Here is a 23,649-nt window from a genome sequence, read left to right as displayed (position 1 = left end):
CGGAACCGGCTGGTGGGGCCCACCTCCCGTCCGTCGTCCGGTCGCGTCCACGACCGCAGCCTGCGTCGGTTCCTCGGTGACAGCACACCCGTGGCCGCGGGCGGCCGCGCCATCCTGCTGCAGATCGCCGACCCGGTCGTCGCGGCGGGGGTCCGTCGGCACTCGGACTTCGCCCGTCGACCGCAGCAGCGGCTGGCCCACACCCTGATGTTCGTGTACGCCGTCGTCTCCGGCACGGAGCATGACGCCGCGATCGCCGCGGGTTTCGTGAACCGGGCCCACGCGCCCGTGACCGGCGCGGACGAGGTCGACCGGCAGCTGTGGGTGGCCGCGACCCTGTTCGACTCGGCTCGTCGGGCGCACGACCTGTTCGACGCTCCCGTCACGGCGGAACGCGCCGAGGCCGTGCTCGCCGCGTACGCCCCGATCGCGACGACGCTGCGGGTGCCCGCCGAGCGCTGGCCGACCTCGGTCGCGGCCTTCGACGAGTACTGGGCCGACGCCCTCGAGCGGCTCGAGGTCACCGACGACGCCCGCGGGGTGGTGCGTGACCTGCTCCACCCGCGGTTCGCGCCGCTCTGGGTGCGTGCCGCGATGCCGCTCGTCCGGATCGTCACGGTCGGGATGCTGCCGGAACGGCTGCGGACCGCGTACGGGTTCGCGTGGGGGCCGCGCGAGCACCGTCGGTTCCAGCGGACGGTCGCCGTGGTCAGCGGGGTGCGGTCGGTCCTGCCCGGGGCCCTGCTGCGGCTGCCGGGTCCGCTGCTGCTGCGGGCGATGCGCCGGACGGCCGGGCGACACGCCACGGTACGGTAGCGGGCATGTCGGTCGACCACTTCGCCATCACGGTCCCGCGCTCCTGGTTCGAGCTGCCCGTCGAGCCGGAGCGCCGCGACGACCGGATCAGCGCCCTCGTGCAGGAGCGCATCGAGGACCAGCGCGAGCTCTGGGACCACCGCACCGAGATCGTCCGCGCCCTCCGTCGGTTCGCGCGGTCGGCGTGGGACAGCGGTGCGCGGTACTGCGCGGCCTTCGCCGAGCCGAGCGAGGACGGCATCGTCTCCGGCGCCCTGACCGTCACGGTCCTGCCCGCTCCCGAGGCCGGCGGCGACCCGCTCGCCGCCCTGACCGACCACGTCGCCGCGCTCGGCGGTGACGACGACGGCATGCACGTCGACGTGCACGAGGTCCCGCGCGTCGGTCGGGTGCCGCGCGTCTGGGGCGTCTCGACCGTGCAGGCGCCGGACGGCCGCGGCTCGTTCGACGTCGTGCTGATGCAGACGTTCGTGCCGGCCGGTGACCAGGTCGCGCTGGTGAGCGTGTCCTCGCCCGCGACCGACCTGGCCGAGCCGCTGTACGAACTGTTCGAGACCGTGACCGACACCTTCGAGCTCATCGACTCGGCCACGGTCGGCGGCGGGGTCGACTGATGCGGATCTGGCCGTTCCGGAAGCGTCGGAAGCCCGTCGAGCCCGTCGTCGAGCGGGTCACCGTCGACGACCTCGCGCGGATGGCGCAGCGCGGCGAACTCGCCCGCGCGGTCGTCACGCCGCCGCCGGCTCCCCGCGCCAGCGCCGACCGGGTGCGGGCGACCGTCGCGCAGCTGCCCGGGCGTCCCCTGGGCTCCGCCGGTGGCACGGCTCGCCGCGACGCGGCTCCGGCCCGGCAGACCGCGGCGGCCGTCCTGGTGCTCGACGACCACCAGCGGGTGACCGTGTCCGGTGGCGGGCTGATCGGCCGTGACCCGGCGAGCGCCCACCCGGACGGCGGCTACGCGCACATGATCGCGCTCGAGGACCCGGACAAGCTGCTCAGCCGCACGCACCTGGAGTTCGGCTTCGGTGCCGAGGGCTCGCTCTGGGTGCTCGACACGGCGTCGGCGAACGGGGTCGAGCTGCAGCGGCCGGGGTTCCCGGCGACGATGGTGCCGCCGGCGCAGCGCACCGTGGTGCAACCGGGCGACGTGGTCGTGTTCGGCGGCCACACGCTGCGCGCCGAGCCGCAGACCGCGCTGGTCGGCGAAGCCCCACTCGGCTGACGCCGAGCGGCGCGGCGGCGCGACGCTGGCGCGCGACGTCGCGCCGTCCCCGTCAGTCGGCGGGCACCTGCACCAGCCGCAGCGCCTGGTCGGCGTCGTTGAGCAGTGCCCGACCCGGCACCCGGTCCTGCGTCACCAGGCTCTTCGACAGCTTCGTGCCGATCAGGTCGCCGTCGACGGTGCTGAGCGGTGCGAGCAGCATCCCGCGACGGGCCTTCTTCGCGTCGACTTGCCAGCCACGGAACCCGCTCGCGACGCCCTCGACGTCGCCGGCGATGACCAGCCCGACCGAACGGCCCCGGTCGGAGTCCATGACCGCCCGGAACACCGGTTCGGCCGGGGTCTCCTTGAGCGCCTCGGCGTCGTCGACGAGCACGAGCGTGAAGCCGTCCGAGCCGGTGTCGATCGCGGCGGAGAGGCCCTCGGCCCCGATCCCGCCGTCGGTGACCACGGTCGCGCGCGGTGCGCCCTCGAGTGCCCGGAGCGGGGAGTCCCGCGGCGTGACCGCGACGACCGACCCACCCGCGGACAGGACGTGCCGGGCCATCGCGACGAGCGCGGTGCTCTTGCCGGAGCGCGGGCTGCCGGCGACGATGAACACCGGGGTGTCCTGCACGAAGTCGTGGGTGAAGAGCCGGAGCTCGTCGCCGCCGACGCCGAGCGCGACCCGGCCGACCGAGGCGTCCGCCGAGGGCAGGTACCGCACGGCCTCCTCGAACGTGATGGACCGCGGCAGCACGTCGATCCGGAACGGCTTCGGCACGGTCGCGGGGACGTGGGCGCGGACCTCGTCGCCGATGCCGCGGATCGCCGCCGCCTGGTCGCGTCCGCCGAGGCCGCCGGGCAGCACGGCGACCTGGGTCTCCGTCGCGGTGGCGTTCCGGAAGCCGCGACCGGGCGGGATCGACTCCGGCAGCTTCTTGCCGTTGATGCCCTCGTAGTTGTAGTCGCCGCGGTCGGCCAGGGCGAGCAGCAGCTTCCGCTCCACCTGGCTCGACATCCGGCCGGAGGTCAGCGTGCGGTCGCCGGAGACGATCAGGTGCACGCCGACGCCGACGCCCTCGCGCAGCAGCGTCTGGACGGCGTCGTGCAGCGCACCGTTCTCGGCGTCGGCCAGGGTCGCCATGAAGCTCTCCCACTGGTCCAGGAACACGACGACGTGCGGCAGCGGGGTGGTGTGCTCGTCGGACCGCTGCTCGGCGATGGACGAGTACCCGCCGCTCGCGAAGGCCGCCTGGCGCTCCTGCACGGTGCGGAGCAGGATGCCGAGCAACCGCGAGACCCGGTCAGGCTCGTGCCGCTGCACCACGGCACCGCAGTGCGGCAGGGCCCCGAGCGCGAGCAGGGCGCCGTTGCCGCAGTCGATCCCGTACATGTGCACGTCACCGACGCCGAGGCGCAGGGCCATCGCACCGGCCAGGGTGCGGAGCGTCTGGCTGCGGCCGGAGCGCGGCGACCCGATGACGAACAGGTGGCCGTCGGCGTCGAGGTCGAACACTGCGGGGCGCTGCTGTTGGTCGGCGGGGTGGTCCTCGATGCCCCAGGCCACGGCGAGCGGCGGCAGCTCGGCGGCACCTGCGGCACCGGCGGCTTCGACGTCGTCGAGTCCGACGACCGCACCGAGGGGCGGCAGCCACGGCTTCCGCTGCTCGGGGGTGCCGAGGGCGCGGGTGGCGTCGCCGATCGACGCGACGAGGACGCTCAGGTCGGTGACCTCCACGTCGCTGGCGGCGGCCTCGACGGCTGCCGGGCGGGGGGCTGGTTCGCTGTACGAGGCGAAGGTGAGTTCGCGGACCAGGGCGGGCCGGGCCTCCTGGTCGTCCGTGCCGGGCCGACGCCCGCCCACCCGACCGGACTGGAAGGGCAAGAGCGAGGCCGCGCCGAGCCGCACGTACGCGCGACCGGGCGTCGTCTTCGCGATCCGCGCGGCGTCGTTCGCGCCGATGACGTCCTGGCTCTCCGACTGGTCGGTGACGCGCAACGCGATCCGCAGGTTCGTGTTGGCGCGGATCTCGGGCGACACGACACCGCCGGGGCGCTGGGTGGCGAGCACGAGGTGGATGCCGAGCGAGCGCCCGCGCTGGGCGATGTTCACCAGGCCCTTGACGAAGTCCGGGAGCTCGCGGGCGAGCGAGGCGAACTCGTCGATGACGATGAGCAGCCGCGGCAGGCTCGGGATCGCGTCGCCCGACGCCGCGCGCTTCGCCTGCAGGTCCTGGTAGTCCTCCAGGTCCTTCGCGCCGACCTCCGCCAGGGCGTGCTCGCGGGTGCGCAGTTCCGCGCCGAGCGACTCCAGCGCCCGCTCCACCTGGTGGGTGTCGAGGTCGGTGACCATGCCGACCGTGTGCGGCAGGTCGACGCAGTCCTTGAACGCCGCACCGCCCTTGTAGTCGACGAGCACGAAGTTCATCTCGTCCGGCCGGTTCGCGACGGCGAGCGACGCGACGATCGTCTGCAGCAACTCGGACTTGCCGGAACCGGTCGTGCCGGCGACGAGTCCGTGCGGACCGTCGTTCCGCAGGTCGATCGCGAACGGCCCGTCGATCGAGGCGCCGATGACGGCGGTCGTGCTGCGTCCGCCGAGCAGCCACCGGGCCTGCACGGCCTCGGACGTCGGCGGTTCGAGCTGGAGGACGTCGAGCAGCCGCGCCGACGACGGGATGGCGCCGTCCTGCACGTCCGGGCTGGCGTCGACGATCGGCGACAGCGACCGGGCGACCCACTCGAGCCAGTCCTGGTCGACCAGGTCGGGTCGGGCATCGTCGATCCGCTCGCTGCGCTGCTGCGTGACCCGGATCCGGTCGTCACGGACCACGACCACGGCGTCGCACTCCTCGGGCAGGAGCCGCTCGTCCAGGTCGAGGCAGATGCTGAACACCCCGACCGACGGCCCCTCCTTGAGCACCTGCACGAGCGACGGCATCGCTCGCAGGCGCCTGGCGCCGTCCATCACGACGACGATCTCGTCTGCCGGCGGGGTCTTCTTGCCGATGCCGGCCTCCTTCCGGGCGTCGATGACCGCCGCGAGCTCGGCGATGGCCCGCGCGGTCGTCGCCGCGTTCGAGGCGATGCTCGTCATCGGCTGGTCGGCGCCGTCGCGGCGGACGTGCGGCAACCAGGACATCCACTCCCACAGCGCGGTCCGGGTGGTGTCAGTGAGCAGCGTGAAGGTGACGTCCTTCGGGCTCTGCAGCGTCGCGAGCTGCGCGACCACCCAGTTCGCCAGCCGGCGGGCGTCGTCGTCCGGACCGGCGATGCCGATCACGCCGCGCTCCGCCAGGCGGATCCGGACCGGCACGTCGGTCGCGTCCCACGCGACGGTCCGCTTGTGCGACAGCTGTTCCGGGTCCTCGATGGTCACCTCGGACCGCTGCGTCGCCGTGCCGACGCGGACGAGCAGGTGGTCGGGGTCGGTCCGGCGCCGCTCCCACAGGCGCGGCAGCGGCGTGACCGCCGTCTCGTAGACGGCAGCCGGGTCGGGGGCGCTCGCGATCCAGCGCGCCCGTTCGGACTGGAGGCTCTCGGTCGCGTCCGCCTCGATGCGCGCCTTGGTGTCCTCGTACTCCACGATCCGCTGGCGGTACGTCTTCTTGCCCTGACGGCGGCCCTGGAGGCCCGTGATGATCATCAGGATCGGCGACAGCAGGGCGATGAGCAGGTAGATCCAGCGACCGGTGGTCGACACGAACATCACGGCCATGCCCATCGGCGCCAGCGCCATCAGGATGGGCAGCGCCCGCGCCGGGGGCTCGGTCGGCGGGGCCGGCAGCTGGTAGCGGGTGTGCTCGTCGGGCGGCAGGATGCGCGGCGGGCGGTTGTACTCGAGCGACATGCCGTCGTCGGCCAGGGACAGGTGGGCCCCACGGTCCGGCGCCCGACCGAAGCCGAGCAGGACCCCGCCGATCGCGAGCTGCGCGGTCTCCGGCCAGTCGGTCTCCTCGGTGACGGCAGCACCGTCGAGCACCGCCCCGGCGAAGCCGTTCGCCGGACGGACCTTCGCGCCGTCGGCCGTGACCGACACGAGCAGGGCGACCTCCGGTACGGTCTCGGCTCCGGTGGCCTCGGCCTCGACCTCGGCGGTGGTGCTCACCGGGATGCGCACCGTCGCGTTCGTCGCCGTACCGATCGTCACCGTGCCGGTGCCCACCCGCACGATGGTGCCGGCGTGCAGGCCCGAGACGATCCGGATCTCGGCGTCGGTCAGCGGACGGAGCGGCTGCGGCGGCACGTGCTCGAGGCTGCGGGCCACGACCACGCCCTCGCGCACACCGGACTCCGCGACCGTCGCGGACAGGTCGAGCGGTTGCTCCCCGACGAAGTACGCCGGGGTCCGTCCGGAGGCCACGACGTCCGTCGCGATGAGGCGTTCGGCCTCGGCGACGAGCTCGCCGACCGCACGGGTGTCGTCCCCGTCGACGTAGACGTTGGCGGTCTGACCGCTCTCGCGGTCGACCATCGTGAACGTGAAGGTCATGGGCATCCCCCGTAGCATTGACTACATGTCGCAGGACGATGGTAATGTCCCCTGCAACACGCCCCGTTGGGGGGACATGACGAAACTCCGGGGAAAGGGAGTCACACCGTGGCGAACATCAACGTCTCGTACGCAGACCTCGAGGCAGCAGCCTCCGACCTCAAGGCGGGTCAGGCGGACATCGAAGACCGTCTCTCCGCCCTGCAGCGCAAGATCCAGCAGCTCATCTCCGACGGCTACGTCACCGACAAGTCGTCCGTCGCGTTCGGCGAGTCCTACGACGAGTTCAACCGTGGCGTGACCCAGACCGTCCAGGGGCTCGAGGGCCTGTCGACGTTCCTGTCGAAGGCGTCGCAGACCCTGTCCGAGACGGACGAGTCGCTCGCTTCCGGCCTCAAGGGCTGACACCGCTGACGACCCCGTGTCCCGCGATCGCGTGGGGCACGGGGTCGACGCGGTTCCGGTGGTGGTGGCTGCCGGTTCGTGATCGGGGAGGGATTGTTCCGTGGCTTCGAGACTGCTCGTTGACCTGATGGGGCTCGGGGAGCTCCAGACCGACCTGTCGACCGTGCACAGCACGCTCGAACAGGCGCACAAGCGCGTCGACGCGTCCGACGACGAGATCGGCTCGGGCACCGTGCAGGACGCCCTGCACGACTTCGACCACCGATGGGGCGACAAGCGCGACAAGATCAGCGACTCGACGAAGGCGCTGGCGGACATGCTCAGCGCGTCCGTCGAGACCTACACCGAGACCGACGAGCAGCTCGCACAGGCACTGCAGGTCAACGACGAGAACGGCGGCGGCGGACCCGCTGCCTCGAGGGCGGAGTAGTCATGGGGCGGCCGTCGGGGTGGGATGTCGTCGATCAGGGTGATGATCCGGTCAAGGGGGATCCGTCGACGTTGCGGATGATGTCGCGGGAGTACCAGCGCATCTCCGACGCAGCGGATGACGCCTCGACCCGGCTGAAGTCGGTGAAGGGGTCGGGGTGGCTGACCGACTGGGAGGGTGAAGCGGCCGACGTGTTCGTCGACGCGATCGAGGACACCCCGTCGGACCTGACCAAGCTCGTCGACTCGTACGAACTCGCCGCGACGGCGTTGTCGGGGTGGGCGGACACGGTCGATGACACCCAGTACCGGGCTGATGGTGCGCTCGCGGACGCGAAGGACGCCTCCGGAGACCTCGCCGCGGCGCAGGACCGGCTCTCCGACGCACAGTCGACCCTGTCGCACTACCAGTCGGCGTCGTCTCGCTTGAGCACCGTCGCCGACAAGTACCCGGCTGGCTCCGAGGTGCCGGACGGGGTGGACGTGCCGTCGCCGGCGCAGTTGCGGGCGGCGTCCGACAACGCCTCCGTCGCGCAGGGGTCCGTGTCGTCCGCGCAGGGCGACATCGCAGCGGCGCAGTCCCGGATCGACGCAGCGAAGCGACTCGTCGCCGATGCGAAGGGCGACTGGCAGGACGCGGAGCAGCGGACCGCGACGAAGATCGGTGAAGCGGCTGACGCGGGGCTGGGGAAGCAGTCCACGTGGGACAAGATCTTCGGGTCCGAGGCGTGGGAGACCATCGTCTCCATCGCGAAGGTCGTCGTCGCCGTGGGCGGGATCATCGTCATGATCATCGGCGGGCCACTCGCCTGGATCGTGCTCGGCGCAGCCCTGCTCGTGCTCGCCGACACCCTGTACAAGATGTCGAAGGGCACCGCCGACGGGTGGGACCTCGCCTTCGCGCTGCTCGACTGCATCCCGGGGATGAAGGGGATCACCACCGCGGCGAAGATCGGCGAGGAGTTCGCGAAGGGCGCCTCACTCGCTGCCAAGTTCAGCTCGGCCGGTCGACACGTCGCCTCGGAGAGCCGACAGCTGTTCGCGCCGGGTCTGCACCTCGTCAACAACCTGCGCCACGGTGCAGCCCTCCGCTCGGTCGAGTCGCTCCGCGCCCTCGCCGTGCACGGCGGTTCCGCGGCGGTCGGTGCACTCCGACGTCCGGGCGACGGCTTCATCGCCTCGGTCCGGTCGATGCCGGAGATCGCGAACAAGGCCACGCAGGCGTACTGGGACAGCGGCGGGTCCTCCCTCGCCGAGCTCGCGCGGCACTGGCAGGGTGGCAAGGGCGGCTTCCAGAGCGGCTACCTCGGTGTCGACCGCTGGGCGAACGGCGACGCCGACTCGCTCGTCGGGCAGACGCTCCAGATCAGCGGACCGGGCCACGGCAACTTCTACGTCCCCGACGGCACCATGCACGCCGGCGGCAGCGCCTCGAACTACAGCGAGTCCGTGCAGGTGGGCGTCCAGTCCCACGCCGGTCACGACGGCGTCCCGGCAGGAGCGTCCACGCACCCCGACTACCGCAACACCGGCGACAGCTACCTGGTGAACCAACCGCTGCCGCACGCCGAGGGCACCGCGCAGGCGAACACCCAGTTCGGCGGTGGCGGGCAGCACCAGCTCTTCACGGACAAGTCGACGAGCGACCTGGTGAACACCGGCGTGCTCAGCCCGGTCGACCAAGCGGGGAACGTCGTCCCCGACGGGATGAACCAGGTGCTGATGGACCCGGCCACGCGGAGCCCACAGCCGGGGGTCCTCACGACGAACCAGTACGCGAACGCGCTGCACGACCTCGGCTCGCGCGGGCCGGCCGTCGCGGCGGGCATCGTCACGGCGCCGTGGGACATCAGCGAGGCGACGCAGTCCGTCCAGGACCGACTGCGGTGACCCGCAGCGGCGTCACCCGGGCGGGTCACGAGCTCCTGGACCGTTCACCGTCCTGGAACGCCCTGCCCGAGCGCGCCGCGGACGGCCGGTGGACCATCACCGACACCGTCGACCCACTGTGGCCGGAGTACGGCGCGAGCCTGCGACTGCTCAACGCCCTGTCGGACGATGGCCACGAGGTCGAGGACCTCGACGGCACGCTGTTCGAACGCGGGCGACAGGTCGTCGTCCCGCGCGCGGCGCTCGTCCACACGACTTCCGCACCCGCGGTCCTCGAGTCGGTGGCCCTGCCGGACTCGTTCCACGTCGCATCGTTCGCCGTCGACGGCCGGACCGACGCGAACATCGAGGACGGCTGGCGGAACGAGTACGAACCGCGCCGCTTCCGCACGACGTTGAGCCCGGACCGAGCAGCGATCGACCGCCACGAACCCGGGGTGGTGCCGACGACGGTGTCCCGCATCGAGAAGACCGTGGAACCCCTGCCGGCCGATGCCCGCGGAACGTACACCGTGCCGTCGACCGGCCCGTACGAACAGGGGTGGGGCAGACTCGCTCCGATCGTCCGCACGATCGGCGATCTCGGGTACGACGTGCGTCCCGACCTCGGCGCGTACGCGACGCTGTCCGGCGTCGTCCGCCCGACGTGGGGCACCGAGATCCGCGGAGCCGACGACTGGACCGAACTGCTCGCCCGGTTCGTGTTCCCGCAGGGCGTCCAGTCAGAGGTACTCTCCGACGGGTACGCGATCATCCGCGACATCCCCCATCCCGGCGACCCGCTGCACCCGACGTTCGCGCTCGTGTTCACACCCCCGTCGGCGGCACGACCGAGCCTGTTCGCGAGGATCTTCTCCTGATGAGCACCACCACGAACCTCACCTCCGCACAGCGACGCGCCCTGATGGTGCGCTCGCGGTTCGCGTTCGCAGCTGCCGAGGTCGTCGCGCTCCGACACGACGAGCAGGGAATCCCACTCGGCGTCGTCAGCCCCGAGGGCATCCCCCTCGCGCTGGCCTTCACCGATCCCGCAGCGGCCGTCGCCCGCATCCCGGCCGGGGTCGCCGCGACGCCGCTGTCACTGCCGATGTCACGTCTGGTCGCCGGCCTGCCCGCTGACTGGGGTCTCGTGCTCGACATCGACCAGCCCTACCCGCAGGTCGTGCAGCCCGACGAGAAGCAGACGGTCATCGCCGCCGGCGGTCCGTTCCCCGACGGAGCCGAGGTCACGCTCCGCCCGGCACCGTCCGCGTCCCAGGGGTTCTCCGACGCGCTCGCCGAACGAGCCCCGCTCACGCCTGGCGTGGTCCGCGTGTGGCTGTTCCGCCACGGCGTCGACATCGTGCCCGAGGACCTCATGGTCGTGGTCGCGACGGCGGACCGTGACGCCGCGTTCGCCTTCTCCGAGATCGTGTTCGAGGTCGCACGCGCGCACGACGTGCCGGTGCCGGTCCTCACCGCCTGGATCGACGAGCTCCCCGTCGAGCACGCCACGTGGGTGCGTCAGCAGCCGCCGCTCGCGCACGTCGAACGGCACTGAGCCCGATGCACCGTGGACACCCGGCGGTCGTGGTCCAGCGGGTCGGCGTCCCGGTAGAGCTGCACGTGGTCGTCGACTCGCGCGGCCGACCGGAACGGGAGCAGCTCGACCACGGTGCCGCGGTGCACTGGGCCTACAGCGATCCGGCCGACCGTCCGACCGACTTCGGTGCCGGGACGCAGTGCATCTCCAGCGACACGCTCCGCCAGCGCGAGGCCACGGGCTCGGTACGGTTCGTCATCGACCCGGCGGGCCCGTCCCGCGCCGGTACGGAGTTCCTCCCACCTCCTCGGCCGCCGGTGCTCGCCACGCTCCGGTCCGTGACGCCGACGCCGCTCGGGACGGCCGCCGGCCTCTGGGCCGCGATCACCGCCGACACCGTCTCGCCCGGGCGGTCGCTCATGCTCCGTTCGGGTCGGTGGTCGCTCCCCGTGGTGCTGGCCCGAGACCCCCGGGCGACGGCTGCGGCGATCAGACATGCCCTCGGCGACCGCCCGCACCCGGCGATCTTCGTCGTGGAACGTCCCGGAGGGCTGCCGCGGCCGTGGCGGGCTGGAGCGCAGGCAGCAATCGAAGCCGCGTTCTTGTCCTCCTGACAAATACCGTGGTACGGTCGAGCCATGGCAGTCGAACTCAGCACCTGGGACGCCCAGGGCAACCAGACGACAGCGACGTTCTCCACCATGCGGTTCCCCGCCGGTGAAGCCCACGTCAAGGTCGCGAACGACACCGCCGAGCCGGGGAGACTCACCGAGATCGCGACCCTGCGCGGCACGAGCGGCGACGACCTGATCATGCTCGGCATGTGGGCGGACGCCGTACGGCAGCGCGGATCGAGGTCCGTCGCGCTCGTCCCCTACCTGCCCGGTGCCCGGCAGGACCGCGGCTTGCCGTTCGGCGCGAAGGTCTACGCGGACGTCCTCAACGGCTTCCACCTCGACCAGGTCATCGCGTTCGACCCGCACTCGCCGGTCATCGTCGGCCTGGTCGACAACCTGACCGTCGTCACGAGCGAGCAGGTCGTCCGTGACGCCGTGGTCGGCGCACCCGAGCACGACGGCGGCGCCCCGTACACCGGCATCATCGCTCCGGACAAGGGCGCGGTCCCCCGTGCAACCGCGGTCGCCGAGGCGTGCGGGCTGCCGCTCTACCGGGCCGAGAAGCACCGCAACCCCGACACCGGCAAGCTCGACGGCTTCACCTGCGAACCCCTGCCCGACACCGGCCGGTTCCTGGTGGTCGACGACATCTGCGACGGCGGCGGCACGTTCATGGGGCTCGCGGGCTCGACGGGCCTGCCCCAGGAACGCCTCGGCCTCTGGGTCTCGCACGGCGTCTTCTCCGGCCGGGCAGCACAGCTCGCCGACCACTTCGGCGAGATCGTCACCACCGACTCGTACCCGGCGCAGAACGCCATCGACGGCCTGCGCACGATCGCACTCACCCCCTACCTGACGGAGCAGATCCGATGACGCAGACCACGAGCACCACGACCACCGCGAACGCCGGAACGACCACGGGGATCGAGCCGCGCATCACCACGGCGAGCCCGATCGCGCCGCTGCTGGCCGTCGACGGCTACAAGCACTCGCACCGGCAGGTCTACCCGGCCGGCACCACCCGCATCCTGATCAACTGGACGAACCGGTCGAACGCGCACATGCCCGAGTCGACGCACGCCGTGGTCTTCGGGCTGCAGGCGTTCATCCAGCGCGCGCTCGTCGAAGCCTGGGCACCGTTCTTCGCGGCGGACGAAGACGAGGTCGTCCGGCTCTTCGACGAAGCACTGCAGAGCTACTTCGGCCCGAACCACATCGGCACCGACCACGTCCGGGCCCTGCACCGCCTCGGCTCCCTGCCCCTCGAGATCCGTGCGCTGCCCGAGGGCACCCTCGCCCCGATCGGTGTCGCGACCCTCACCGTCGAGAACACGATCGACGAGTTCTACTGGCTGCCCAACTACATCGAGACCGCCCTGTCGGCGTCGATCTGGCACCCGTCGACGGTCGCGACGAAGGCGCTCGAGTACCGCGACCTGATGGAGGACTGGGCCGCCCGCACCGGCGCGGTCCCGGCCGGCATCGACTTCGCCGCGCACGACTTCTCGTTCCGTGGGCAGTCGAGCATCGAGTCGGCCGCAGCGGGTGGCGCGGGCCACCTCCTGTCGTTCCTCGGCACCGACTCGATGCCGTCGCTCGACTTCATCGACCGCTACTACCCGGGCGACAACGGTTGGGTGGCCGCGAGCGTGCCCGCCACCGAGCACAGCGTGATGTGCGTCCGCGGCGCCGACGGCGAGCTGGCGACCTTCGAGCAGATCCTCGACGTGTACCCGACGGGCATCGTCTCGGCGGTCAGCGACGGCTTCGACCTGTTCAAGGTCATCACCGAGACCCTGCCGCAGCTCAAGGACCGCATCACCGGTCGTGACGGCAAGCTCGTGATCCGACCCGACTCGGGCGACCCGGTCGACATCGTCACCGGCACCGTGCACGGTGTCGACCAGGCCGAACTGTTCGCCGCCGACCGCAGCCACGAGCAGAAGGGCGTCGTCGAACTGCTCGACGAGATCTTCGGGCACACCGTGAACGAGCAGGGCTTCAAGGTCCTCGACCAGCACATCGGCGTCATCTACGGCGACAGCATCACGCTCGACCGTGCCCGTCGCATCTACGAGCGCCTGGCCGCCAAGGGGTACTCGAGCGACAACATCGTGCTCGGCATCGGGTCGTACACGTACCAGTACATGACCCGCGACAACCTCGGCAGCGCGGTCAAGGCCACGTGGGCACTCGTCGACGGCGAGCCCGTCGACATCCAGAAGGACCCGAAGACCGGCAGCGGCAAGAAGAGCGCGAAGGGCCGCATCGCCCTGCACCGCGACGAGACCGGCGAGATCCGGCAGACCGACCAGGCCACGGCCGACGACGAGGCGAGCAGCCTGCTCCAGCCGGTGTGGGTCGACGGCCGTTTCACGCGCCTCCAGTCCTTCGCCGACGTCCGCCAGACGCTCCGCGACGAGCGTTCGGCTCGCGCCACCCGCCGGGCGGCCACCGCGTGACCGATGCCGCAGCGGCGATCCGCGACCAACCGCTCATCGCGATCGACGTCGTCCCGGTGTCCTTCGTGACGACCGACGGTCTACGGGTCGCCACCGCGCGTCGGGCGTACGCACCGTACGCCGGAAAGGAAGCGCTCCCCGGCGTGCTCCTCGACGGCACTGAGATCCTCGCCGACGGTGCGCGGCGCGCCCTGCGGACCAAGACCGGCATCGGGCCGGCAGCGGTGCGCAACCTCGCGCAGGTCGGCGCGTTCGACGGACCCGAACGCGATCCACGGAGCTCCGCGATCAGCATCGCGTTCCTCGCGGTCATCGACCCGGCAGCGCACGCCGACGCAACGTGGCACGAGGTCGGCGCGCTGCCGCTCGGACTGCCGTTCGACCACGACCGGATCGTCGACTCGGCGCTCGAGCGCGCACGGGTCCTCCTCTGGTCTGACCTGCCGTTCACACGAGCGCTGCTCGGCGATCCGTTCACCACGGCGGACGCCGCTCGGCTGCGGATCGCCCTGACGGGGACCACACCGGACCCGGGCAACCTCAACCGGACGCTCCGTACGAACACCGCGCTTGCCCGGGTCGACCTCCCAGCGAGTGCGGGACCCCGGGGCGGGCGTCCCCCGGCAGCCTGGACGTGGCAGGACTGAGCACGGTTGGGTGGACCCATGTCCTCCTCCCTGTCCGGTGACGACTCCCTGCACCTGCCCGAGTTCGACGCACCCCCGGCGTCGCCGCTCGACCTCGCGCAGCAGTGGCTGGATGCCGCGGACGAACGCGACGTCTCCGAGCCGAAGTCGATGACCCTCGCCACGGCAGGTGTGGACGGCCGAGTGTCCGCCCGCACGGTCGACGTGAAGCGGCTCGACGACCGCGGGCTCGTGTTCGGCACCTCGACGCTGAGCCCGAAGGGTCGTCAGCTCGCCGACAACCCGCACGCGGCACTCCAGGTCTACTGGCGCGAGACCATGCAGCAGCTCCGGTTCGAGGGCCGGGCCGTGCAGCTGTCCGACGACGAATCCGACGCGCTGTTCGCCGACCGGTCGCCGAAGTCCCGCGCCGCCACCGCCATCGCCGACCAGTCCGCCGTGCTCGAACCGCGGACGCTGCAGGACTTGATCGACGACGCCAACGTGCTGCTCGACGAGTCCGACGACGCCGTCCCACGGCCGGCTGGGTGGGTCGCGTGGCGGCTGGAGCCCGACGTGGTGGAGTTCTGGCACGGCAGCCGCGACCGGATGCACCGCCGCCTGCAGTACGTGCTCGCCAACGGCGTCTGGTCGGCCACCCGCCTGCAGCCGTAGTCGAGTCCGCTCCCGGTCAGTCCCGCTGCCACCACGACGGCTTCGCGGTCTCGACGGTGATCGTCAGCGACCGGGCGTCGTCGGACTTCCTGGCCACCACGAACACCGTCGCCGTGGGGTCGGTGGTCCGCACGCGCCACACCGGCCATGTGTGCGGACCGAGCTTCGGGTCGTACCAGGGCCCCGGTCCGTTGTCGGTCTCGACCAACACACGTCGAACGCTGGCAGGGTCGAGGTCGGGGACGCCAGCAGCCCGCGCCTGCGTGAGGACACGAGCGACACCGGCATCGACGGCCGTCGTCCGCGCAGCCCGGGCCAGCCGGAGCCGGCGTCGCGTGACCAGGTACCCGAGGGCGATGAGCCCCGCGGCAACCAGCACCGTGCCGACCAGGACCACTGCCGTACCGCGGTCTCTCGGCCGGTCCGCGACGACGACTCCCCCGACGAGGACCGCCCCGCCGAGCAACAGTCCGGCGCCTCGGATGCGCCTGACTAGCCGGAATGCACGGCGCCAGGTCTGATCCGCGTCGAGGACGTCCCCGAGGTCGACCGTGACCTCACCCGTCGCGCCGCCCCCGCCCGTCTGCACCCGTCCAGTCTCCCGCACCCCGCACAACCAAAGTGCACTCGAACCGCGGGATTCCGCGGCGCGAGCGCACTTTGGTTGTGCGAGTGGGAGCGGAACCGGCCGACGTGACGCCGACGCACCTGCCGACGCAGAGCGAGCGCGGAGCGGAACCGCCCTACCGCCCGATCGGGTTCGCCATCGCCCCCGCCCGGATGAGCGACGACGACTGGTCCGCCAGGTCGACCATCGACAGGGTGTTCCGCAGCTGCAGCCGATTCAGGCAGGAGTGCTCGAACGTCGGCACCCGCAGGTCCAACGGCCGGCGGCGGTCCGGGTGCGCGGCGGCGTGCGCGTCGATGCACTCCCCCACGACCTCCCAGAACCGGCCTTCCGGCAGCACCCCGTCGTCGTCCAGGATCGCCGCGACGAACCGCAGCACCCCGTCGAACACGTCGGTGAACACGGCGAGCGCGGCTTCGTCGTCGGACACCGGGTGCACGATCCGGTCAATGTCGGCGGGCACAGGACGATCGTCGTGGCGCCCGAGCACCGCTGCCTCTTCCCCGATGTCCTTCATGACGGCACGGACCACGGCACCGTCGCGGACGACGAGCACGAGGTTCTCGCCGTGCGGCATGAACACCAGGTCGTGCACGGTCAGACAGTGCACGACGGGCAACAGGTAGGCGTCGAGCCAGCGCCGCACCCACTCGTCGGCAGGCAGCCCCGACGCCTCGATCAGCGCTGAGGCGACGGCGTCGCCCGAGGCGTCCCGGTGCAGCAGCGCCGCCATCGTCAGCAGTCGCTCGCCGTCCGCCACCCGCGGCAGCGGGCTCTCCCGCCACAGGGCCGCGAGCATCTTGCGCTGCGGCGACGACACGTCGACCTGGTGGTATGCGTCGCCGGTGTAGCCGATGGCGGCGTGCTCGCGGAGCACCGAGAACCCGACCGACGCGAGTGTCGGGTCGGCGGTGACGATCGACTCGACCCAGTCGTTCACCGCCGGAGTGTTCCGCATGTACGCGGGCGACATCCCCCGCAGGAACCCCATGTTCTGCACGGCGAGCGCCGTCTTGACGTACGAGCGCGTCGGGTCCGAGCGGTCGAATGCGGTACGGATCGACTGCTGCGGCTGGTACTCGTCCGGCCCCTCGCCGAGGTCGACGAGGTCCTGCTGCCCCAGGTCGGGTGCGAACGTCACGGCGATCCGGTGCTGCCACTGCCAGGGGTGCACGGGGATCCACACGTAGTCGTCGGGGTCGAGGCCCCGACGTTCCAGCGTGGCGCGGAACCCGGCGATGGTCTGCGGGTCGAGCTCGGCCGCCCAGTGGTCGCGCTCGGTCCGGTCCGCGGCGAGCGCCAGGTGCGTGTGCTCCCGTCGGGCGGCGAGCCACCGGTACCGGAACCGGCCGCCGACCTCGGGTGCGAAGGCCCGGTACTCGTCGAGCCCGAACCCGATCCGCCCGTTCGCGGCGACGAAGGCCGGGTGGCCCTCGGTCATCGCCGCCTCGACGTCCTGGAACGAGGCGACGGCAGCCTCGACGGAACCGCCCGCCCGCCCACGCGCGAGCTGCGCGGCCGACGGCCCACCCCGCCGGTGCTTCGCGGCGGCGCTCGCCAGGGTCGAGGCGATCTCCTCCAGGTAGGTACCGAGCAGCTCGTCGGGGATCCCGAGCACCTCGTACAGTTCGAGCACGAGGTCCTGCGCACTGAGCGACGCCGGCATGCCAGCGCGAGTGCGCGTCAGCGAGGCTTCGTCGATCGACCAGTGTTCGAGCACGTGCTGCCGTGCCCGGAACCGGTAGGTCGACTCCCCCGCGTCGAGCCGCCAGCCCTCCCCGTCCGGCACGGGTTCGATCAGCCGCTCGTGGGTGAACTCGGCGATGGCCTTCGCCACCAGGTGTCGTTCGGCGGGTTCCAGGTGCTCGGGTCGCAGGTGCGCGGCCGGCCCGTCGTCGTCGGGCACGCCGATCCGGTCGGTGTCGAGCACCGACAACAGTGCCCGCTTGCCGTCGACGTCCACCTGGCGCAGTGCGCGGAACCCCACCTCGGCGTTCTTCGCCTGCACCGCGGCGTTCCGCACGTCCGGCTCGACGACGACCCGCCGCGCGCCGAGGACGTCGCGGCAGTGCTCGACGACGGCGCGCATCACGGCGCTCGTCAGTCCGTGCACGCGGCCGGCGGCCGGCACCGGTGCGACGAGCAGGTGCATGCCGACGTCGCCGGGCTCCGCCGCCCACACGTCGGTGAGCAGGACGGCGGCGGGGTCGTAGGTCTCGACCAGGAAGCACGGCTCACCGTCGCGTCGGCCGAGCCACGCAGCCTGCGCCGGGTCCGCCTGCACGCCGGTCAGGTAGTCCCGGACGCCGTCCACGTCGAGGTCGCCCATCTCCCACCACGACGACGCCGGGTGGGCGAGCCACGACTGGACGACGGCGGCGTCGCGTTCCGGGTCCACGGGTTCGACGGCCAGGAGGCCCGGAGCAGCTCCGGCAGACACCGTCGCCTCGGGCGCACCGGCCGGTGCACTGCCCGTCACGTGCGCGCTCATGCGGGCACCTCCGTGCGCTCGGTCGCCTGCCGGGCCGGTGCGCGGTGCGCACCGGCGGGAGCAGCGGTGGACTGGTCCGTGGCGGGCAGGCCGAACTCCTGGAAGGCGATCCGGGCCTCCAGGCCGTACACGGGGCGACCCGTGACGGACCGGATGATCGACGCGTTCCGCCATGCACCCATGCCGAGGTCGGGCGCGGTCAGGCCGTGCGTGTGCTCCTCGGCGTTCTGCACCCAGATGCGTCCGCCGAGCGTGTCGACGTGGTGGTCGCGCGCGACGGCCAGGCGACCACGGGAGTCGCGGGCGACGAGGTGCTCGACGGGGTCGAGGAACCGTGGCGTGCGCGGCGTGTACCCGGTCGCCAGGACGAGCCGCTCGACCTCGTGCTCGTAGGTCTCGCCGAGCTGCTCGTGGCGGAGCGTCAGCCGGTACGTCCCCCGGTCGGCGAGCCACTCGGCGTCGACGACGCTGGTCTCGGTGCGCAGGGTCGTCGGGATCGGGCCTCGAGCGCTGATGCGGTACAGCTGGTCGTAGAGCTCGTCGACCAGGTCCGCACTGATGCCCTTGTACAGCCCGCGCTGCTCGCGCCCGAGACGGTCGCGAGCATCCTCGGGCAGGCCGTGGAAGTGGTCCGTGTACTCCGGGCTCGTCATCTCGAGCGTGAGCTTCGTGTCCTCCATCGGGAAGAACCGCGGCGACCGGGTGATCCAGTCGAGTCGGTAGCCGTCCTGGCGCAGGTCCTCGAGCAGCTCGCGGTAGACCTCGGCAGCGGACTGCCCGCTGCCGACCACCGCGATCGAGGCGGCACCGCGGAGCGCGTCGCGGTTCGGCAGGAACTCGGCGGAGTGGATGACCGGTCCGGCGATCCCGCGCAGCGGGGCGGGGACCGACGGCTCCGTACCGATGCCGACCACGACGTGGCGTGCGCGGTACGTCTCGGGACCCTGATCGGTCTCGGCGTGCACCGTGAACACGTCCGTCGCCGAGTCGTGCTCCACCGCTGTGACGGACCGGCCCCACCGGAGCGTGTCGAGCCGGTCGGCGGCCCACCGGCAGTAGGCGTCGTACTCGCTGCGCAGAGGGTGGAAGTCCTCGCGGATGTAGAACGGGTACAGGCGGCCGGTCTCCTTGAGCCACGCGAGGAACGAGAACGGCGAGGTCGGGTCGGCCATCGTCACCAGGTCCGCCATGAAGGGCACCTGGATCGTGGCGTCGTCGAGCATCATGCCGTGGTGCCAGGCGAAGCCGTCGGCGGCGTCGAGGAACACCGCGTCGAGGTCGTCGAGCGGGTCGGTGAGGCAGGCGAGGCCGAGGTTGAACGGGCCGATGCCGATGCCGATCAGGTCGTGCACGGTGCGGTCGGTGGTCATCGCGTTGCTCCTTCCGGGGCGGTGGTGGTCGCGCGGACCCGTGCTGCCGTCGCGGCGACGTGCTCGAGCGAGGCGCGCATCTGCGCCGGGGTGGTCTCGGGGTTGAGCAGCGTCAGCTTGTTGCAGGGTCGGCCGTCGATCACGGTCTTCGCGATGAGGACCCGGCCCTCGGCGAGCAGCGCCGCACGGATCGGGGCGACGAGCGCGTCGGATTGCTCGTCGCTCACCCCGGCGGGCTGCCAGCGGAAGAGCACGGTGCTGAGCTGCGTCGGCGCGACGAGCACCAGGTCGGGGTGCTCCCCGACGATCCGGTGGGTGGCGGCGGCGAGGTCGATGACGGCGTCGAACGCGGTGCCGATCGCGTCGGCCCCGGTCGCGCGCAGGGTGGCCCAGAGCTTCAGGGCGTCGAAGCGGCGGGTGGTCTGCAGCGACTTGTCGACCTGGTTCGGCTCGGCGGCGTCCTCGGGGTTGAGGTAGTCGGCGTACCAGGCCGTCCGGCGCAGGTCGGCCGGGTCACGGACGAGCAGTGCGCTCGAGGACACCGGCTGGAAGAAGGACTTGTGCAGATCGGTCGTCACGCTGCGCGCCCGCTCGATGCCGGCGAGCAGGTGCCGACGCGTCGGGGAGACGAGCAGTCCGCAGCCGTACGCGGCGTCGACGTGCAGCCAGACGTCCTCGAGGTCGCACACGTCGGCGATCGGCTCGATCGGGTCGATGACCCCGCGGTCGGTGGTGCCGGCAGTCGCGACGACCGCGATCGGGGTACGGCCCGCTGCCCGGGTCACGGCGATCGCCTCCGCGAGGGCTGCCGGCCGCATCCGACCGGCGTGGTCGGTGGCGACGTCGACCACGGCCTCGAGGCCGAGGAGTCGTGCCGACTTCGCGATGCTGAAGTGGGTCTCCGCCGTCGTGAACACGGTTCCGGCGACTCCGACGGCTTCGCGTGCCAGCAGCAGCGCCTGCAGGTTGGACTGCGAGCCACCCGAGGTGAACACCCCGTCGCCGGCAGCGAACCCGGCACGACGGGCCAGCCAGTCGACCACGTGGCGTTCGATGTCCGTGCCGATGCGGGACTGGTCCCAGGTGTCGACCGACGGGTTCACCGCGGCGAGGACGGACTCGGCGGCGACCGCGGGCAGTGCGACCGGGCAGTTCAGGTGCGCGAGGTAGCCGGGGTCGTGGAACCACACGGCCTCGCGGACGAACAGGTCGTCGAGTTCGGCGAGCGCCTGTTCCGTCCCGACGGGAGCGGCGTCCAGGTCGACCGCGCGCACCCGGTCGTGCAGCGCGTCCGGGGCGGTCGCGGTCGTCGGGCGGTCGACGGTGGCGAGTCGGTCGGCGAGCTGGTCCACCGTCGACCCGACGGTCGACCGGTAGCGCTCGGCGTTGGCAGTGGTCAGCAGTTCGATGGGTGTCACGTTAGGTAAGGCTAACCTCACCTGCTTTTCGGTGTCACCCGAACAGGGGTGGACTCCCAGGTCTCGGGCGTGGCGCGACGTCCTCGTACCCACGACGAACGCACCCCGCCGGGGAACCGGCGGGGTGTACGGACGTTCAGCCAGCTCTGGCTAGAGCTTCTCGATCGGCGCGATCTTGATGAGCAGCTTCTTGCGGCCCGCGGAGTCGAACGCGATCTCGGCGATGCGCTTCGCGCCCTGGCCGGTCACCGCCGAGACGGTGCCCTCGCCGAAGTCGACGTGCTTGATCCGGTCGCCGGCGACGAGTTCCATGTCGCCGTTGTCGCGCACCTGGCCGGACACCCGGTTCGCCCACTCGGTCTTCGGGCGGGTCTTCGACGCAGCGGCCGCGCGGTCGTACGAGCCACCGCCCCAGCCGCCACCGCCGCGGTAACCACCGCCACCGCCGCCGCCGATGCCGCCCTCGCGCTTCGCGTTGAGCGCCCGGGGCTGCGTGCCACCACGGCTGTTCGCCATGCCCGGCGACTGCTTCCACTCGATGAGCCCCTCGGGGATCTCCTGCAGGAAGCGCGACGGCATGGCGACGTTGACGTCACCGAACTGGGCGCGGGTCATCGCCAGTGACAGGAACAGGACCTTCTTCGCACGGGTGATGCCGACGTAGAACAACCGACGTTCCTCGGAGGGACCGCCCGGCTCGTTCGCGGACATCCGGTGCGGCAGCAGGTCTTCCTCGACGCCGGTCAGGAACACGGCCTCGTACTCCAGCCCCTTGGCCGTGTGCAGCGTCATGAGCGACACCGTGCCGGACGAGTCGTCGAGCTCGTCCGCCGCTGCGACCAACGAGACCTCGGTCAGGAAGTCCGTCAGCGTGCCCTCGGGGTTGTTCTTCTGGAACTCGCGCGTCACCGCCACGAGCTCGTCGATGTTGTCGGCCCGGGCGGCGTCCTGCGCGTCGGGCGACTTCCGCAGGTTCTCGAGCAGGTGGGAGCCGTCGAGCAGCTGGGTCAGGGTGTCGACGACCGGCTGCGTCGGGGCCTTCTCGGACACGGAGTCCAGCAGCGCCGCGAACTCGGTGATGGCGTTCCGCACCTTCGGCCCGAAGCCGAGCTCACCCGCGTGCCGCAGGGCATCGCGCATCGTGGTCTCGTGCTCGTCGGCGTAGCGCTGCAGGGTCGTCTCGGTGACGGAGCCGATGCCGCGCTTCGGCACGTTGAGCACACGACGGAGCGCCATCGGGTCGGCGGGGTTCGCCACGGTGATCAGGTACGCCATGGCGTCCTTGATCTCGGCGCGCTCGTAGAACTTCGTGCCGCCGAGCACCCGGTACGGGATCGCGGCACGGATGAAGATCTCCTCGAGCGCACGGGTCTGCGAGTTCGTCCGGTAGAACACCGCCATGTCGCGGTAGTCCATGCCGTCCTCGCGCAGGCGCTGGATCTCGTCGGCGACGAACTGGGCCTCGTCGTGACCGGTGTACCCGGTGAAGCCGACGATCTTCTCGCCCGCGCCGACGTCGGTGAACAGGTTCTTCGCCTGACGGTCGAAGTTGTTCGCGATGACGGCGTTCGCGGCGTCGAGGATGGTCTGCGTCGAGCGGTAGTTCTGCTCGAGCAGGATCACCTTGGAGTTCGGGAAGTCGCGCTCGAACTCGACGATGTTGCGGATGTCGGCCCCGCGGAACGCGTAGATCGACTGGTCCGAGTCGCCGACCACGGTCAGGGACGCTCCGGCGATCGACCCGTCGCGCTCGCGCATGCGGGCGACGTGCTGGCCGGAGTCCTCGAGCTTGTCGACCTGCTCGACCGGCACCGGACGCGTGAGCTCGCGGATCAGGGAGTACTGCGCGTGGTTGGTGTCCTGGTACTCGTCGACCAGGATGAAGCGGAAGCGCCGCTGGTAGAGCGCAGCGACCTCGGGGAACGCCCGGAACAGGAAGACGGTCTGGCCGATGAGGTCGTCGAAGTCGAACGCGTTCGCCCGGCGCAGGTCGTTCGTGTACCGACGGAAGACCTCGGTGAACATGACTTCCTGCGGGTCGTTCACGTTGATGTTGCGCGCGTACGAGTCGATGTCCTGCAGCTCGTTCTTGAGCTTCGAGATCTTCGACGCCGCGGCGCCCACCGTGAGCCCGAGCGTGTCCGCCTCGAGGTCCTTGATGATCCGCTTCAGCAGGGCCTTGGAGTCGGCGGAGTCGTAGATCGTGAACGACTGCGCGAACCCGAAGCGCTCGGCCTCGCGCCGGAGGATGCGCACGCACGCCGAGTGGAACGTCGAGATCCACATGCCGTCGGACTCGCCACCCACCAGGGCCCGGACGCGCTCACGCATCTCGGCCGCGGCCTTGTTCGTGAAGGTGATCGCGAGGATCTGCGACGGCCAGGCTTCACGGTTGGCGAGCAGCAGCGCGATGCGGCGCGTGAGGACGCTCGTCTTGCCGGATCCGGCACCGGCCACGATCAGCAGGGACTCGCCGCGGTACTCGACGGCTTCCTTCTGCTGGGGGTTCAGACCCGCGGTGAACGGGTCTTCGTACGCACGGGCACCGGCGCCCGGCTCGGGCGTCGATTCGAAGGGGTCGAGCACGATCGTCATGTTCGGGAC

At 71.5% G+C, this 23,649-nt stretch carries 19 protein-coding genes; 13 read left to right on the top strand and 6 right to left on the bottom strand.

Features of this window, described 5'->3' with window-relative positions; genetic code table 11:
• Window positions 1–12: 12 nt before the first annotated feature.
• The 3 genes from EDF53_RS08815 to EDF53_RS08805 are packed head-to-tail and all read left to right on the top strand — an operon-like array spanning window position 13 to window position 2,038.
• Window positions 13–816 (top strand): oxygenase MpaB family protein, encoded by an 804-nt coding sequence (locus EDF53_RS08815; RefSeq protein WP_185020989.1) that lies wholly within the window; start codon window positions 13–15, stop codon window positions 814–816.
• Between the two features lie 5 nt (window positions 817–821).
• Window positions 822–1,430 carry a hypothetical protein gene (locus tag EDF53_RS08810; protein WP_111085350.1) on the top strand — a complete coding sequence of 203 codons (609 nt, stop codon included), beginning with the start codon at window positions 822–824 and terminating at the stop codon, window positions 1,428–1,430.
• Window positions 1,430–2,038: an FHA domain-containing protein gene (locus EDF53_RS08805; RefSeq protein WP_123293218.1), complete on the top strand. Its 609-nt coding sequence runs from the start codon at window positions 1,430–1,432 to the stop codon at window positions 2,036–2,038. Before EDF53_RS08810 ends, EDF53_RS08805 begins: the two co-directional genes overlap by 1 nt.
• Before the next feature lie 52 nt (window positions 2,039–2,090).
• On the opposite strand, the gene EDF53_RS08800 is transcribed toward EDF53_RS08805, so the two are convergent.
• Entirely contained in the window at window positions 2,091–6,518 is a 4,428-nt protein-coding gene (locus EDF53_RS08800) for an FtsK/SpoIIIE domain-containing protein (protein ID WP_221181203.1), read from the bottom strand.
• Between the two features lie 102 nt (window positions 6,519–6,620).
• Between EDF53_RS08800 and EDF53_RS08795 the strand changes: the two genes are divergently transcribed.
• The 10 genes from EDF53_RS08795 to EDF53_RS08750 all read left to right on the top strand — a co-directional run bounded on the left by EDF53_RS08795 (window position 6,621) and on the right by EDF53_RS08750 (window position 15,138).
• Window positions 6,621–6,917: a WXG100 family type VII secretion target gene (locus EDF53_RS08795; protein ID WP_071404660.1), complete on the top strand. Its 297-nt coding sequence runs from the start codon at window positions 6,621–6,623 to the stop codon at window positions 6,915–6,917.
• Between the two features lie 100 nt (window positions 6,918–7,017).
• Window positions 7,018–7,347: a DUF6507 family protein gene (locus EDF53_RS08790; protein ID WP_123936922.1), complete on the top strand. Its 330-nt coding sequence runs from the start codon at window positions 7,018–7,020 to the stop codon at window positions 7,345–7,347.
• Window positions 7,348–7,349: 2 nt separating this feature from the next.
• A complete protein-coding gene (locus tag EDF53_RS08785) occupies window positions 7,350–9,236 on the top strand; it encodes a WXG100 family type VII secretion target (RefSeq protein ID WP_395873380.1) in 1,887 nt (628 codons plus the stop codon).
• Window positions 9,233–10,096 (top strand): hypothetical protein, encoded by an 864-nt coding sequence (locus tag EDF53_RS08780; protein ID WP_123293212.1) that lies wholly within the window; start codon window positions 9,233–9,235, stop codon window positions 10,094–10,096. The genes EDF53_RS08785 and EDF53_RS08780 overlap by 4 nt, the downstream gene beginning before the upstream one ends.
• Window positions 10,096–10,776: a hypothetical protein gene (locus EDF53_RS08775; protein WP_123293210.1), complete on the top strand. Its 681-nt coding sequence runs from the start codon at window positions 10,096–10,098 to the stop codon at window positions 10,774–10,776. Before EDF53_RS08780 ends, EDF53_RS08775 begins: the two co-directional genes overlap by 1 nt.
• Before the next feature lie 5 nt (window positions 10,777–10,781).
• Window positions 10,782–11,372, top strand: coding sequence for a hypothetical protein (locus EDF53_RS08770; protein ID WP_123293208.1), 591 nt, complete (start codon window positions 10,782–10,784; stop codon window positions 11,370–11,372).
• Window positions 11,373–11,396: 24 nt separating this feature from the next.
• Window positions 11,397–12,248 carry a phosphoribosyltransferase family protein gene (locus EDF53_RS08765; protein WP_123293206.1) on the top strand — a complete coding sequence of 284 codons (852 nt, stop codon included), beginning with the start codon at window positions 11,397–11,399 and terminating at the stop codon, window positions 12,246–12,248.
• Window positions 12,245–13,837: a nicotinate phosphoribosyltransferase gene (locus EDF53_RS08760; protein WP_123293205.1), complete on the top strand. Its 1,593-nt coding sequence runs from the start codon at window positions 12,245–12,247 to the stop codon at window positions 13,835–13,837. The genes EDF53_RS08765 and EDF53_RS08760 overlap by 4 nt, the downstream gene beginning before the upstream one ends.
• Window positions 13,834–14,484 (top strand): NUDIX domain-containing protein, encoded by a 651-nt coding sequence (locus tag EDF53_RS08755; RefSeq protein ID WP_123293203.1) that lies wholly within the window; start codon window positions 13,834–13,836, stop codon window positions 14,482–14,484. Before EDF53_RS08760 ends, EDF53_RS08755 begins: the two co-directional genes overlap by 4 nt.
• A gap of 18 nt (window positions 14,485–14,502) precedes the next feature.
• Window positions 14,503–15,138, top strand: a complete 636-nt coding sequence (locus EDF53_RS08750) for a pyridoxal 5'-phosphate synthase (protein ID WP_123293201.1) — start codon at window positions 14,503–14,505, stop codon at window positions 15,136–15,138.
• A 16-nt stretch (window positions 15,139–15,154) separates the two neighbouring features.
• Here the strand turns inward: EDF53_RS08750 and EDF53_RS08745 are convergent, their stop codons facing one another.
• From EDF53_RS08745 to EDF53_RS08725, 5 genes are all read right to left on the bottom strand, one after another.
• On the bottom strand, window positions 15,155–15,727 hold the full coding sequence (locus tag EDF53_RS08745; RefSeq protein ID WP_123293199.1) for a hypothetical protein: 573 nt from the start codon (window positions 15,725–15,727) through the stop codon (window positions 15,155–15,157).
• A 154-nt stretch (window positions 15,728–15,881) separates the two neighbouring features.
• Entirely contained in the window at window positions 15,882–18,257 is a 2,376-nt protein-coding gene (locus tag EDF53_RS08740) for a GNAT family N-acetyltransferase (RefSeq protein ID WP_123293197.1), read from the bottom strand.
• Window positions 18,254–19,627: a lysine N(6)-hydroxylase/L-ornithine N(5)-oxygenase family protein gene (locus EDF53_RS08735; RefSeq protein WP_123293195.1), complete on the bottom strand. Its 1,374-nt coding sequence runs from the start codon at window positions 19,625–19,627 to the stop codon at window positions 18,254–18,256. Before EDF53_RS08735 ends, EDF53_RS08740 begins: the two co-directional genes overlap by 4 nt.
• Window positions 19,624–21,045, bottom strand: a complete 1,422-nt coding sequence (locus tag EDF53_RS08730; protein ID WP_123293193.1) for a pyridoxal-dependent decarboxylase — start codon at window positions 21,043–21,045, stop codon at window positions 19,624–19,626. Before EDF53_RS08730 ends, EDF53_RS08735 begins: the two co-directional genes overlap by 4 nt.
• 150 nt (window positions 21,046–21,195) lie before the next feature.
• Entirely contained in the window at window positions 21,196–23,640 is a 2,445-nt protein-coding gene (locus tag EDF53_RS08725) for an ATP-dependent helicase (protein ID WP_123293192.1), read from the bottom strand.
• Window positions 23,641–23,649: the final 9 nt, after the last annotated feature.

The organism is Curtobacterium sp. PhB78 (assembly GCF_003751685.1).
GTDB lineage: Bacteria > Actinomycetota > Actinomycetes > Actinomycetales > Microbacteriaceae > Curtobacterium.
This window is presented reverse-complemented; position numbering and strand designations above follow the sequence as displayed.